Annotated in this window: 12 protein-coding genes; 8 read left to right on the forward strand and 4 right to left on the reverse strand. The window is 54.9% G+C overall.

Annotated features, from left to right (window positions below):
• Positions 1–654: 654 nt before the first annotated feature.
• The gene (locus tag ACO0LM_RS00740) at positions 655–1296 is read right to left on the reverse strand and encodes a hypothetical protein (protein ID WP_423033369.1); all 642 of its coding nucleotides are present in this window, start codon (positions 1294–1296) and stop codon (positions 655–657) included.
• A gap of 156 nt (positions 1297–1452) precedes the next feature.
• Here ACO0LM_RS00740 and ACO0LM_RS00745 point away from each other — a divergent pair, with 156 nt between their 5' ends.
• Positions 1453–2412 carry an ABC transporter substrate-binding protein gene (locus ACO0LM_RS00745; RefSeq protein WP_423033971.1) on the forward strand — a complete coding sequence of 320 codons (960 nt, stop codon included), beginning with the start codon at positions 1453–1455 and terminating at the stop codon, positions 2410–2412.
• Positions 2409–4790: an ATP-binding protein gene (locus ACO0LM_RS00750; protein WP_423033371.1), complete on the forward strand. Its 2382-nt coding sequence runs from the start codon at positions 2409–2411 to the stop codon at positions 4788–4790. Before ACO0LM_RS00745 ends, ACO0LM_RS00750 begins: the two co-directional genes overlap by 4 nt.
• Here ACO0LM_RS00750 and ACO0LM_RS00755 read toward each other — a convergent pair.
• Positions 4717–5457 (reverse strand): response regulator, encoded by a 741-nt coding sequence (locus ACO0LM_RS00755; protein WP_423033373.1) that lies wholly within the window; start codon positions 5455–5457, stop codon positions 4717–4719. The genes ACO0LM_RS00750 and ACO0LM_RS00755 overlap by 74 nt on opposite strands.
• A gap of 241 nt (positions 5458–5698) precedes the next feature.
• Between ACO0LM_RS00755 and ACO0LM_RS00760 the strand changes: the two genes are divergently transcribed.
• The 6 genes from ACO0LM_RS00760 (at position 5699) to ACO0LM_RS00785 (ending at position 11253) form a co-directional block, all read left to right on the forward strand.
• Positions 5699–6040, forward strand: coding sequence for a hypothetical protein (locus tag ACO0LM_RS00760; RefSeq protein ID WP_423033375.1), 342 nt, complete (start codon positions 5699–5701; stop codon positions 6038–6040).
• A gap of 219 nt (positions 6041–6259) precedes the next feature.
• Positions 6260–6664: a hypothetical protein gene (locus tag ACO0LM_RS00765; protein ID WP_423033377.1), complete on the forward strand. Its 405-nt coding sequence runs from the start codon at positions 6260–6262 to the stop codon at positions 6662–6664.
• Positions 6665–6676: 12 nt separating this feature from the next.
• The gene (locus ACO0LM_RS00770; protein WP_423033379.1) at positions 6677–9613 is read left to right on the forward strand and encodes a hypothetical protein; all 2937 of its coding nucleotides are present in this window, start codon (positions 6677–6679) and stop codon (positions 9611–9613) included.
• A 24-nt stretch (positions 9614–9637) separates the two neighbouring features.
• Positions 9638–10039: a hypothetical protein gene (locus tag ACO0LM_RS00775; protein ID WP_423033381.1), complete on the forward strand. Its 402-nt coding sequence runs from the start codon at positions 9638–9640 to the stop codon at positions 10037–10039.
• Between the two features lie 24 nt (positions 10040–10063).
• Positions 10064–10933: a hypothetical protein gene (locus ACO0LM_RS00780; RefSeq protein WP_423033383.1), complete on the forward strand. Its 870-nt coding sequence runs from the start codon at positions 10064–10066 to the stop codon at positions 10931–10933.
• Between the two features lie 137 nt (positions 10934–11070).
• On the forward strand, positions 11071–11253 hold the full coding sequence (locus tag ACO0LM_RS00785; RefSeq protein WP_423033385.1) for a hypothetical protein: 183 nt from the start codon (positions 11071–11073) through the stop codon (positions 11251–11253).
• 45 nt (positions 11254–11298) lie between these two features.
• On the opposite strand, the gene ACO0LM_RS00790 is transcribed toward ACO0LM_RS00785, so the two are convergent.
• Both ACO0LM_RS00790 and ACO0LM_RS00795 read right to left on the reverse strand, forming a co-directional pair.
• Complete coding sequence (locus ACO0LM_RS00790; RefSeq protein ID WP_423033387.1) at positions 11299–12846, reverse strand: tetratricopeptide repeat protein; 1548 nt, start codon at positions 12844–12846, stop codon at positions 11299–11301.
• Positions 12847–13241: 395 nt separating this feature from the next.
• Complete coding sequence (locus ACO0LM_RS00795) at positions 13242–13940, reverse strand: adenylate/guanylate cyclase domain-containing protein (protein WP_423033389.1); 699 nt, start codon at positions 13938–13940, stop codon at positions 13242–13244.
• Positions 13941–13958 lie beyond the last annotated feature (18 nt).

Raw genomic sequence — 13958 nt, forward strand, 5'->3', positions numbered from 1 at the left:
TTGCGTGTCTACTTGCCTTTATTCGGGCTTTACCCCGAGGGAGGAACATTAATGGCAGTGAAGAGCGTCTTCACTCCGGTTAGCGGTCAGCTTGAAGAAACTTGGAAGGATTTGCATTGGGATACAGACCTCATCATTCCCGTTGACGACGATCAGTTCAAGCTCGTGCTGGATGAGTTCGAGATATGGAGTAATTCAAGCCCAGACTATTCTCTCCTAGACAATGGCGGGTTGAATTGCAACGCACTCGTAGCGGTTGTGGCTTCGAGTATCAGTCCAGGTGCCGGACGGCGCAGGCTCCACAAGGCCCTGGGAGTTCATCGAGGCTCTAAAGAAATTGCAATAAGTCGATCTGGAATACAGGAGACGACTTGAACTAATTCAGACGGCACTTAGTTTGTTAGGAGTATTTGAAGTTCCTCCTATATGCAAACAAATAGTTGACTTACGAACCTATAATGTGAAAGCGGTGGGATAAGACTGATCTGGATTGATAATTGAATGCACATTCTTCCTAATCCAATCGGATAGTTATCGAGCAATAAATGGTTCATGATCAAAATTCCCCGCACGAATCACGTTCCCATGCTGATCAGTTATTCCGCAAAAACCAACTCCATAGGCTTCAAAGTAAAGTTGGGTAAAGTGATCGGATTACTTCTTAAAACACTCTGCCGATGCTAGTTCAGGATCCTTGCTGGGCCTGTCGTAGCCGACCACGATTTCACCCAGCATGTGGCCTCTCTCCAGTGCCGGCAGAAGCAGGCCATTCGGTAACGTAAAGGATGCATATAGCGCTTCCGCATGACATTTATCGCGCACCGCCAATTCCCAGACTTCGATTAATCTGCCGGGCCCTCCATCACGTTTCTCAGAATTAATAGCGGAGACTATTCCCCAAGGATTCTTACCCAGCGGATCTTTGCCATCATTGAGTGGAGCACGTGTATCGCGCGGGTATACGCAATCGTTTGGACAGTTTTCCGCGATGATGAATGTATTCGTCGGCACCGGCGGAAATTGATTGGCTTCAACATCTGGTATGCAGCCATATTCGCCGATATTCGGATTCCCAAAATACTGGCTGCCCTTCCCCTTTTTAAATATGATCAGCAGCATGTACTGATGCTTGAATTTGGCAGCTGCAGGGGCATTATCGGTCTTGCCATCAAAAACCAGGGCCGTGCACTGCGTCGACATCTTCAATGCCGGTTCAGCGGCGGCTGGATTCGTCAAAAGTAGAGCAGAGATCGCAACTACGATCACGCCGATGGGGCGGGTATATGTTCCAAACATAGCAGTTCTCTCCGTAAGGTGACTTTGCAAAAAATTAATATTGCAATAATATCACATAGCAGAGACAATCTGACAAGCATTCAAGCCACGTGGCGGTTTGTTTTATGAGGATGGCCTATGGCCAAGTTGACAGATAATAGACTCACTTCCGCTCGCATGCGTCGGGCTTTTTTGGCTAGTATTACATTAGGACTGACGCGGCTCTCCACAGCTGCAAATCCTGCGTTCTATATTGCCTGCCTCTCCACGCCCACAGTCGACCCGAAAGTTGCGAATGCGTTTCGTCATGCATTAGCAGCGCTGGACCCGAACTTGGCCCAACTAGTCCGCTACAGCGAAGACTATGCTAACTTCGATATCGAATTGCTGAGGCGGCACGCCAGTATGCTTAACAGGCGGAAGCCGGATATCATCCTATGTTTCGATTTTGATTCTGCTGCCGCGGTGGTTGCGGCCCGTACCTCGAATGCCGTCCCGATTGTGTTTCGGGCGCACGACGACCCACTGGGCCGTGGCCTCATTGAGAACTATGCCCGACCGGGACGCAACCTGACCGGTATTACGACCTATCGCTGTATCGACGACAAGCTGGTCGAAGTCATCCGCGACGCGGTGCCCACCGTGCGGCGCATCGGATTTATCCACAATGCCGAGATTGCCGATGCGGGGTGCAACGCTCGTGCCCGTGCCTACGCCAGCGGGCGAGACATCAGCCTGCTTGACTTTAGCGTGTCGCATGCGGCACACATGCCTACGCTGCTCAACCGCATCGCTACCCAACGTCCCCAGGCGCTGATCGTTGCTGCAACGGCGGTGACCTGGTTGATGCGCAAGGAACTGATCGCCGGCATCGACGCACTGGCGATACCGGCACTTTATGAAGGACAGGTGTTTGTCGATGATGGTGGTCTGATGCAATTCAGCGCCTTGCAGGACGATGCGTTCGACCGCATGGCGCGCGCCGTGTCGCACGTGCTGCGTCACGGCAGAGCCGGCGAGTTCCCGGTCAGCCAACCGACCCAATTCGAACTGGTGATCAACCTGAAAGCCAGGCATGCACGCCACTATCAACTGAGTGCCCAGACCTTGCGTCGCGCCGACCGGATACTGGAATGAACTTGCGCCAGTCGCTGTTCCACAAGTACCTGAGTGTCCTGAGTGCGATGGTCTGCGGCACCTTATTGCTAGCCAGCATGGCGCAAATCGCCTTGAGTGTATACCAGCAACGGCAGCGCACCGACGAGCTGCTCGTCGCCGAATCGCGCCTTGCCACGGTACAAATCCAGTCATTTCTCTCGTCCATCGTTGCCTCCATGAACTGGGTGCTCGATTACGACCAGCCAGGAGCGCAGCTCAAACTGGGCGAGGTGCGCGATGAGGGCCATCGCTTGCTGCGCAAGACGCCGTCACTGACGCAATTGCGCTACGTGGACGCACACGCCTGTGTGTTGCTTGAGCTTTCGCGCATTCAAGTTGACCGTAGCCTCTCTTGCGGCGATACCCCGTTGTCGCCGCAAGAGAGATCACTGCTGGCCCAAGCTCACAGAGACAAAGTGGCTTACGGCCCCGTTTTGTTCCGCGATGGCTCGGTGCCCTACGTTGAAGTTGCAGTAGCGGCCCGTGGCAGGGGCGGCGCTTTGATGGCACAGATAGATCTGCGCCAGATTCATGCAACCATCACGGGCGTCCGTGTTGGCAGCACTGGCTATGCCTACATCGTTGACCGCGACTGGCAACTCGTCGCCCATCCCGACAACAGCCTCGTGCTGCGCCACATGGACTTGCGGCAGTCTTCGGCCGTCGCAGCAGCGCTAGGTTCGGCAAAAACGCCCCTGTTGACGCGCGATATTGACACGCGCTATGTGCTTTCCGCAGCCGCCACAGTGCCAGGGCCAAATTGGTGGGTCTTCGTGCATTTGCCGGTGCAGGAAGCGCTGCAGCCCATACTCACCTCTCTGTGGGTGACTTTGCTGGTCATACTGCTTGCCATGTTGGTAGCCATCGCCGCCAGCTACTATCTGGCTCAGCGCATGACCAAGCCCATCCTGGCGGTTCGCACAGGCGCCGCCAGGATGGGCGCAGGTGATTTGCAGGCGCGCATTTCCGTGACAACTGGCGACGAGGTCGAACTGCTGGCGCAGGAATTTAACCGAATGGCGGCAACGCTGGGTGAAAGCCACGCGCAATTGGAAGAAAAAGTGCGGCAGCGTACGCAGGCACTTGAACAGGCAGGCGAACAGGTGCGCACGCAGGCAGGAGAACTAGCGTCTGTCAATGCAGAGCTGTCGGTCAGGCTCGACGAGCTGGCCTTGCGCAAGGACGAAGCTGAGCGTGCAAGTGCTGCGAAGACCCGCTTCCTGGCGGCGGCCAGCCATGACCTTCTGCAGCCCATGCATGCTGTCGGGTTGATGGTCGGCATACTGCGTCAAAATATACGCTATCCGGACGTCAGCCGAATCGTCATGAAGGTGGAATCTGCTGTGCAGGGCATGGAAGCACTGTTCGCTAGCTTACTCGACATTTCGAAGCTCGATTCCCAGTCCATAAAAGTCGACGTGCAACCGGTTGAAATGGCGAGCCTGCTTGGTTTCATTGATCTGAACTACCAGCCGATCGCACTTGAAAAGAAGATTGCCTTGCGGATTGCGCGCAGTCGCTACGTGGTGCGCACCGATCCGGCCATACTTGAGCGCATTGTAGGCAACCTCGTCAGTAATGCTATCCGCTATACCCGCAGCGGAAAAGTGTTGGTCGGGTGCCGACGCAAGGGGGATATGGTCCACCTGCTGGTGTACGACACCGGTATCGGCATCCCGAAGCAATGCCAGGAGCACATTTTCGACGAATTCTATCAAGTCGACAGTGCGGCTGATGCCCACGGTAAGGGTCTGGGCCTTGGCCTGTCCATTGTTCATCGTTCCGCCGCGCTGCTGGGGCATGCCTTGTACGTACAATCAACACCTGGTGCCGGCTCGGTCTTTGGCATCGCCCTCCCGCTGGTCCGGCACGCTGCGTCGCGCAAAGCTTTGCAACTCGTCGCCGACGTCGTACACGACGCCCTGCAAGGTGCCTTTATTGTGATCGTTGACGACGATCACAATGCCATCGAAGCGACTGAACAGCTATTTCAAATGGCAGGCAGCCATGTCGTCACCGGGGCTTCCACGGAATCGGTGCTGCACCTGCTGGAGAGCCATTTGCGCGTACCAGACCTGATCGTCACCGATCTGCGGCTAAGGCCGGGCGACAGCGGCCTGCAATTGATTGCAGCGCTGCGCGCGGACAGCGAGCAATTGATTCCAGCCCTGATCGTTACAGGTGAAGGCCATCCCCCGGGGCAGGAAATGCTGCCACAAAACTGTCGCCTGGTGCGCAAACCGGTCGGACCCGAACGCCTCCTGGAGCTGTGCGCGCAAATGCTCAGCGCACCGGCTGCGGCGCAAAACTTAAACCCAGTTTCGCCGCCGCGATCACCGCCTGGGTGCGCGTCGTGACATTAAGTGCTCGCAATGCCGCCGACGTATGGGTCTTCACCGTGCCGAGCGAGAGGCCGAGGTCGCGGCAAATGAGCTTGCTTGATTTTCCTTGCAACACCAGGTGCAGTACGTCTATCTGGCGTGGCGTCAAGCCGAGCTGCGCGAAGCTGACACCAGGCGCGCTGACAGAAACGGGCACAGCGCTGCCGTGCCGCTCCGCCAGAAACACGCTGGCTGGCAGGTAGATTCCTTTCGCGAGTATGAGCTGCAAGGCGCCGGCCAAGACGCCAGACGACGCGCTTTTCGGCACGAAACCCATGGCGCCGCCGTCTAGCGCACGCATGACGCTCTCACGGTCCTCATTGGACGACAGGACGACCACAGGAAAGTCGGGAAATTCCTGTCGAATCCGGCTCAAGCCGTCGAATCCATTCATGCCTGGCAAGCCTATATCTAGTAATACCAAGTCGACGTCCTCTCCCTGCCTTAACTGTTCGAACGCCTGCTCGCAACTGCCTGCCTCTGTCGTCTCGACATCCGGCAACAGCCCATGCAGCAGCAGCGCCAGGCCTTCTCGAAACAGTGCGTGATCGTCGATGATTAAGATATGCATGCCGAATATGTACCACGAAATCGGGCGCGCGGCCATAGGCCATAAGGCTGATGCTTTTGGCGACTTACCCATCAGGGGTCCGTGAACCACAATGATAGCGGGTTCAGACATCTTAGCTACAATCGTTGATCTGGGCCTGGCCAGCCCGTTCCGGCTGTGCAGAGTTTCGTAGGGAATTAATGTTTTCCACTCTTCGAAAAGGGAGGAAAGTGCTTGTTCCTTTTATCGGCACGAAGACCACCGGCGACGCGTCGCTTCATTATCACGGTATCGAGCCAATCCACTGAAAATCTATTTAAAAGCGAGAAATAATATGGAAAACGACGTAGGCTCTATCGATTTTGCAAATGTTCAAGTCACAAATCAAACCGCATTGTGGCTCATCCCTTATCCTTTTGCGTTTGATCAGTGGTTTCCCCATACGGCATTGGCGCAAGTCAATGGCGTTCTATACGCAGTAAAAGATCAACATTCCGGCGTTAGCTATCATGTCTCAAGCGCCGACAACGTGACGATCGCCTCGCCAAAGTGGGCGGCCTTCACTGCCATAACGGCAGAGTATCTCGTCCTGACCGTTTATTCGCCATCGGATAACAGAGGCAGGGCGGCGATGGTGCCCGCGACCTACCGGCTTGCGAAAGGCAAAGCCGTCTGAGGAGTCGGGCAAGATTGAATCGATCTCAAATAAACGACGATTCAATTGTTATCACGGGCGTAGTTGCACGTGCTCGTCAGTTTGATGCAACGCTTCCTGCCTAGAACAATTACGACGCTGGTAAATATAATCCGATCTGGCACTTTTTCCCAGCACGATTGCGCCGCCAGCGATGTCCGCAGCACCCATCTGTTTCATTCCTCATAATGGAGAGTAAAAATGGCTTCTACTACTACACTCAAAGGCAATATCGTTATCGGTAGCACTAATCCCATCACCATTCCAGTCCAGACTACTATGCCGCCCTCGGTCAAGGATCAAATAGTATTCAACTACCAACTGGAGGCGGGTTCTGATCCCACCACCGTGGTGAGCGTGGGCGAATTCCTCACTTGGGCTCAGAATATGCTATCCATTCCCAATTTCGAAGCCGACCTACCTGCTTCCTTGACTTCTCTGTTTATCGGCGTCGATAAATTAACCATTGACACCACCGGCAAATTCGACATTAACGTACTGTTCGGAACGATGGTGAAAAATAAATGGTTGTCCAGCTGGAAACCGATTAGCGCCCTGCCTTTCTCCTTTACCGACCTCGAGCTGGATGTCGCCTACTCGACTTGAGATGTTTTATCCATGAAGGCGGCGCGCCGCCTTCATATTTTGCTTCTGGAGCCGAGCGCATCAATGAATCCTACAACCACACTACGCGGCCAACTGGTCGCAGGCGGCGCGACCTTTCTGGTCTCCGGCAGCATTGCAAGCGCAGGAACAAGCTTTATTGCTGATCTGGCCCCCGGTACCAGCGTTGATTTCAAAGCGCTGGTCAACGATCTGCTGCAAGATTTGCTTCAACTGCATTTACCCGACGGCTTCCCCAGCTTGGCGCTGGACGGCGCATCCCTTGCCATTCCCACTGGTGAGGGCGGTTTCAGCCTGCAGGCCTCTAGCAGCGACGTCTGGAACAACCCTTTCGGAATTCTTCCGCAGATCAGCATTCAAGGATTCGCGTTATCCTTGACCTACGTTACAGATGCTGCGCCGCTACTGAGTTTTCGCACCGACGTACAGTTCGGCACTGCTGGTCCTGTCGTCAATGGAACGCTGTTGTTCAACGGGGGGACGCCGACAGTCCTGACGCTGCAAGTAAGCGACAGCTTGAAGGTGGCGGATTTGCTCAAGCGTGTGGTCCCCGGTCTCGACTGGGGCGACCTGTTGCCCATCACTTTTTCGCCAGCCCCTGGCTCCGGTTTCATGCGCTTGTATTACGCGACCGCTGCCTGGAACGGCTATCAGAGTGGCATCAACTTCGATCAATGCCAGATCAGCGTCCTGGGTTTTGCCGCCGACGTATCGTTTGCGGTGAATAGCGCAAGTGTGAGTGTCACAGGTGCCCTGCCATCGCCTATTGACCTGCCATCGCCTGAACTGACCATTCTTAAAATCCATGGCGAGAACGACCCAAGCAACGGGCCTGCCGTTTCCATCCAACGGAGCAGCGGCCAATCTAGTTTCAGCCTGGCGGCCGGCTTCCAGTTCTTCAACACCGAGTTCGCCTCTGCCAACATAAACGTCGAGCCCAGCCCGGCTGGCAACGGCTATCAGTTCAGAGGCAATCTCGCATACACCGGATCGCCATCGATTCCCGCCACCACCATACCGTTTACGTGGAGCCCAACCGCGGGATTTTCAGTATCGCAGTGGAATATCGATGGATTTGGGGCGAGCATGGTGCTGGATTTTGTCAGCTATATGAAGGGGGCGGCCAGTAACGCCTGCGCCAGCCTTGCCGATTTCGCATTCAATACGGCGTTCACCACAAATTTCACGGTTTCGCCAAGCTTTGGCGGCGTCTCTAAAAAAGGTGTTCTGACCGTCAATATAAACGTCACTTATAGCATCAGCGTGGTGGGCAAAGACAATTTCATCCAAGTCAGCCTGCCGTTACTCCCCGTTGAGATCCAGAAACCCGCCACGCTTCGCTTCAGCCATTTTTACCAAGTTCTGGTCGATGCGTTCTTCAAAAGCGCCACGCTGATGATGCAAGCGCTATTGAATGATCCGGGAAAAACAGCGGAGTTTCTCGCCGCCGTTGTGGCTCCAGCCATCCTTGAAAAATTCGCCAGCGCGCTAGCATGCAATAAATGGGGGGGGGAGACTGGAACTGGTGGTGGAACTGGTGGTGGAACTGGTGGTGGAACTGGTGGTGGAACTGGTGGTGGAACCGGAACAGGTACCGGCAGCACGCAAAGTCCCCCCACCAATCCAATTGTTGTCTGTGCCAACAATGTGGTGACGCTCAATTGGGGCAGCGGCGAAGGCAACAGTGGCTATGATGCACGGTTGTTAGACAGCGCTGCCAACGTGTTACTAAACAAAAAAGTTGGTAGCACGGCAAACTCGGCTGCCTTTAATTTCAAGTCCGTCTGGCCTTCCGGAAGCTATAGCGCGCAAGTGCAGGGTATCCCAGAATCCATTGGCGCACCCTGGGTCGAAGCGCCCTTCCAGCGCTTGTCTGCACCGACAGCGTTGACGGCCATAGTCGACAGCAGCGTCATTCCGCCGGATATTGGCGTCATTGTGAACTGGTCAGCGGTGCAGAGTGCCCTCTCGTACGTGCTGACGATTACCCATGACGGCAGTCCCTGGGGGCCATACAGGCCACTTGAACCGGCAGTGCCGGGGCAAGCACCACCAACACAGTGCAGCGTTCCTTTTGCTGCCCCAACCCCCCCCGGTGACTTCAGCTTCACCCTGGTCGCCGAGGGCGGCACCACCACACTGCCCAGTCCCGCCAGTGCGGCGCTCACTCTGACGCGCCTGGATGCTCCTCAAGACCTCCAGCTGACAGTCGATGGTTGCATCGTCAGCCTCAGCTGGAAGCCAGTGTTGAGCTGTACGAACTATCAGGCTCTTATAACCACCCTCAACAGCCCACTTCAGGTCACTCCCCTTACCCCGCGCCCCGACGGCGACAACCTCGTTGCATCACTGTCTTTAAATGCAGTTCCAGGCACGACATTGACCTACGATCTGACTCTGCAGGCACTGCCTGCTCCGGGACAGTCAGATACCCTAGCCGGACCTCCCTCGGGGGCGGTGACGGTCGCCATTACCACGTACGCCACTGCTGGCGCGATGGCCATAGCGCTTTACAACCAGCAAGTCGGAGGTGCCAGTTGCGGTCAACAATTATTGCAGGCTTTTCCTGGCCTCGACCTGAACTTGATGGCGACCGCCATGGCACAGGCCGGGTACGTTCCTGCTGACACGGCCAAAGGCTTGCTCGCCGCCTGGCCACAAACCTCGCCGGCTGCAATGTCGGCAGCGCTGGTCCAGGCTTATCCGAGCCCCGACCAGACCGCACTGAATCTGTTTTACCAGGGCGTCACGGGCACCGCCTGTGGCCCACTCCTGCTCACGGCATTTCCAAGTCTCGGTGCCAACTCGATGGCCATCGCCATGGCGCAAGCAGGATATGCAGCGACGGGCACTGCAAGCGGCTTGAAGGCAGCCTTCCCGTCACTTGGTCCACTACAGTTGTCTATTGCACTGAAAGGTGCTTATCCCTGATGTTTACTCACAGAAAGCAAAATCATGACTTTAAGCGCACAACAATTATTGCAGCCTTTTCCTGGCCTCGACCTGAACTTGATGGCGACCGCCATGGCACAGGCCGGGTACGTGCCAGCTGATACGGCCAAAGGCTTGCTCGCCGCCTGGCCACAAACCTCGCCGGCTGCAATGTCGGCAGCGCTGGTCCAGGCTTATCCGAGCCCCGACCAGACCGCACTGAATCTGTTTCACCAGGGCGTCACGGGCGCCGCCTGTGGCCCACTCCTGCTCACGGCATTTCCAAGTCTCGGTGCCAACTCGATGGCCATTGCCATGGCGCAAGCAGGATATGCAGCGACGGACACTGCAAGCGGCTTGAAGGCAGCCTTCCCGTCACTTGATTCACTACAGTTGTCTATTGCACTGAAAGGTGCTTATCCCTGATGTCTACTCACAGAAAGCAAAATCATGACTTTAAGCGCACAACAATTAGTCGCACTCCTTCAGCCTCTGCAACAGCAGGGTATGACTGCGAGCCAGGCAGCACAATCACTGTTTTCCAAGGCGGCGTCTGGCGGGCTGGGAGCTCCAGTGGGCCTGCTCGACAGTGCCTTTCTGGCACAAGCCTTGGTGATCGTGTTCGATACATTCACCCCGGCCATGCTCGCCGCCATCCTGCATCTGCTTTACCCGCAGCTCTCCGCACTTGACGTGGGCAAAGAAATTCTCCAGCCCAATGTGTTTCCAAACACCACGGAGGTGGTCATGCAAAGCGCGTTGACCGCTGCGGGATTCGACGCGGCCGCAGTCGCCGACGCCATTCAAGTCTTGTACGACGCGCCGCCGCACATAGTCGGCCTGCCGATTCAGGCGAGCGATGTCTGGGCCGGGTCGGCACCGAACGTCGGCATGATACTCTCGGAGCCCGTCAGCACGGCATGCATCCTAACCACGTTCAACGTCATGTTGTCTTCCGTGGGGGGCGGAGTTTCCGGCGCGCCGGTTGCGATTGTATGTGACCGCGCGGTCGATGGCGAGGGCAAAACCATCTTCACGGTGACACAAACGTCAGCGGTAGTGGGGCTTGACCCCGCGGTCTACACCACCCAAAACCTGGCGCTGCACACCCCGCTAACCATCCAGCCCGGCCAGGTGGCCGGATTCGTCAACAGCGGGCCGCAAAACTTTGCCGTAAACTGGATCGACGGCCCACCTCACCATGTGTTCTGGCCCGCAATCACCGCCGTGCACGGGTTTACCGTAACCATACTAAGTGGTGATGCTGGCACGCCTGTTGTTTCCTGCGGCTGGAATTTCACCGCCGCGCCGGTGAGCTGATCCAAGGGCTATCCCGGGATAGGGCGGCACGCAGCTCGCACGCCTCCCGGGAAGTTGTTGTGCCAACGCACACTGCTCCTTGGCGGAGCAGGACCATCGGCGGCAAGGCGCCAGTGCTTGCTTTGCAGTAGTTGCTCGTGAAAGCGTTGTTTGGCGGCCAGCGCCGCATCGTTGGACAGCCACCTGCGCAAGCGACTGGCGTAGCGCGACGTCATCATCCTACGGAGGCGGTCATACAAAGCGCGTTGACTGCTGCGGGATTCGACACGGCGGTAGTCGCCGACGCCCATGCGCCAGCTGGTGGCCGCAAGGGCTGTTAGGTGCATCGAACATGGCGTCGGCCTGAGCGCCAAGCGTCCGACGATTCAGGTCGTTTTCGCGGCCGCCCTGTCACCATAAAGCATGGTGACGTTGATCCGCTGGTTGACATAGCCGGGAAGGAACGACAGCGCCGCCGTGGCATGGAACAGGTCTGAATTAAAGATGATCGCCCGGTTGCAGCGATAGGGAATCACAATGCGCTTCGCGTCGGCCGCTTCGAGAAAGGCGGCGATTTTATCGCCTTGCCGGTTGTAAGCATCGAAGGGCCAGTCTAATGGTGCCTCGATATCATAAATAACGAGGCCGCCGGATTGGCGATCCTGATTGGCCTCATCGGGCGTGATCCAGAAATTGACGTTCACGGCGGCGAAATCGGCATGCGGATGCGTTGACGGTTGATCGTGTCTGTATTTGAATCCCCACATCTGAAGCAGAGCATGCCTCAATCCGATGATATCAGGAAAAACAAGCTGCAATTCTTCTGCAATCTGGAGCAGGAGCGGGCAGTTGAATCCTTCCCGGAAGAATGCGCCCAGACGGTCATAAGCATAATGGTTGCTGTGCCATATTGTCGATTCCAGGCAAAACCGCTGAAGCTCGGATAGCGCTTCTGGGGTGAGGAAATCATCGATCACCACGACGCCCAGTTGGCTGTTCCGATACTCATCCTCTGCCTTCCTCATCGACTCAGAGAATGACAGCGCATTTCCGAAAAGTCTCCCAGCCGGATAATGGTGATTAATCCGGCCATAGGTGTTCCGAAGATTGTGAGCAACCGGCAAAACGTCCAGTGACGGGTTGTCCTGCAAATTGCTATCGTCCAGCGCCGCCACGTAAGACTTGATGATGTCGCCGAACTCCGCGCCGACCAGTCCTTTATCGTACAAATATTGGTATTGATCCCGATCATGCAGCAACTTGCCTCTCGATACCTTGGGTACAGGAATCGGCAAGTCAGGAGGCGCCACAGCGATACCGGGGAGCATCTGATGATAAGCGCTGGCGCGGGTTACCGCTGCGTGGCAATTTGCCCAATATGCCGCCTCATGTAAATCATGAACACGCAGTGCAGTGCAGATCAGATTATCGAGCACATGATGATCTTGTGGATTGTGGCTTGCCAGAACGAGCCACATCGATCTCGCCTCAGCAAATTTTCCGATAGAAAAATACAGATTTGCGAGAAGAAAAGCCAAGTTCGTTTGTGCTAGCTCAAACGCAGGATTGAGCTCCACAGCCCTCTTATAGCTAGTCAAAGCTGCCTCATTTTTTCCTTGAGCTTGTAACACCCAACCGAGATTGTTGTGTGGCATCGGCCAGTTAGGTTCTAACTCGGCGGCAGCCCTGAAATAAGCTTCAGCATCGATATACTTCCCAGACATGCACAGATCATGTCCCTGCTGTATCTGCCCAAGAGCAAGAGTGGAGGAATATGGCTCGGTGGCTTTCGCACCGGCGCCAGTATCGGTTCCATAGCGCGTTTGTCGATATTGCGGACTTGACCAATTTCGCTCAGCACGAATGGTTGCAGGCAATTGCATCGTCTTAGGCGAATCCATATAATCGCGGACCTTATTCTCATTGGTGATCACATGTCTGAACACTACCACACGATAGAATGCAATAGATGGCGGTTTATAAGAATTTGATATTCTCGCCCCGTTGGTCACCCAAAAGCCAATCCATACATGGACGCCCCCCCAGTTTGCAAGGTCTTTTCACTTCACGATCACGAAAGCAGGTGGGGATTGTAGCAATACGGGGTCGTGCCGGGTAAATAGATTTTTGTCGTCAGCGCTCATTAATATATATACTTTAAATTAATGGCAGTTTAATGAGGTTTCACCTTCAAGAAAGTTTTAAATTCGTCAATCATGCGTTGCTGAGGTACGACCGGGATTACGGTTTTTTCGCCAAAATGGTCTTAACTATTTGATTTAAAAATGAAAAATGAAAACTCCCTTTGGATTTTTGGAAGCCACTTTGCTCAGAAATTCCACTGGGCAGCGGTTCTGTAGATGAGCCGGTTATTCATGGCCGTCCAGAGTCTTGCCTCCCAAGCAGGTAATCTGGTATTTAGATAGATCTTCAATGACTCGTGCATATTGTCGTAGACCTCATGTGAAATCCAAATCGGATGATCTGGTAATGTAGTCAGTTTTGCTGCATGATTGGCCGCACGTCCTACCCAAACAATATGGTTATCATTCTTCACACCAATACGAGCAGCATGGATCTCACTGGTGTCTATCCCTATGGTATGTCTGACAGTAAAATTGTCCCAGATGTGCGTGGCATTGAAAGCCGGATTAATCACATCGTTGACTAGCGTATTAATCTTCAGGGCACATCTGACCGCAGACGAGTTTTTCGAATTTCCAATGAATACTGCCATTATGCGATCACCGTCGTATGCGGTAATTGTTCCCTCTTCATCCTTGATCAGTTTTGCTGCGCAATGAAGGTAAGCCTTATAAACTTCGGCACTAGTGCCCCAGTGCAGGCTGTCTACCATCGCAGTGGAACCGTTGAGATCAGCAGACAAAACGGTCATTTTGTCAAAATGACCGGCATGGTTCCCTAGTTGAAGGTCGGTTGCGATCGGAAGAGAAGTTTTTGCGATGACCTCCCACGGCGATCGAAAAATATTGCCGACATCGTTGGCCAGATCGTCTTTTATTCCCATGGGGTGTAAGTCTTCAAT

Origin of the sequence: Undibacterium sp. Di26W, from assembly GCF_049340265.1 — a bacterium.
GTDB lineage: Bacteria > Pseudomonadota > Gammaproteobacteria > Burkholderiales > Burkholderiaceae_D > Undibacterium.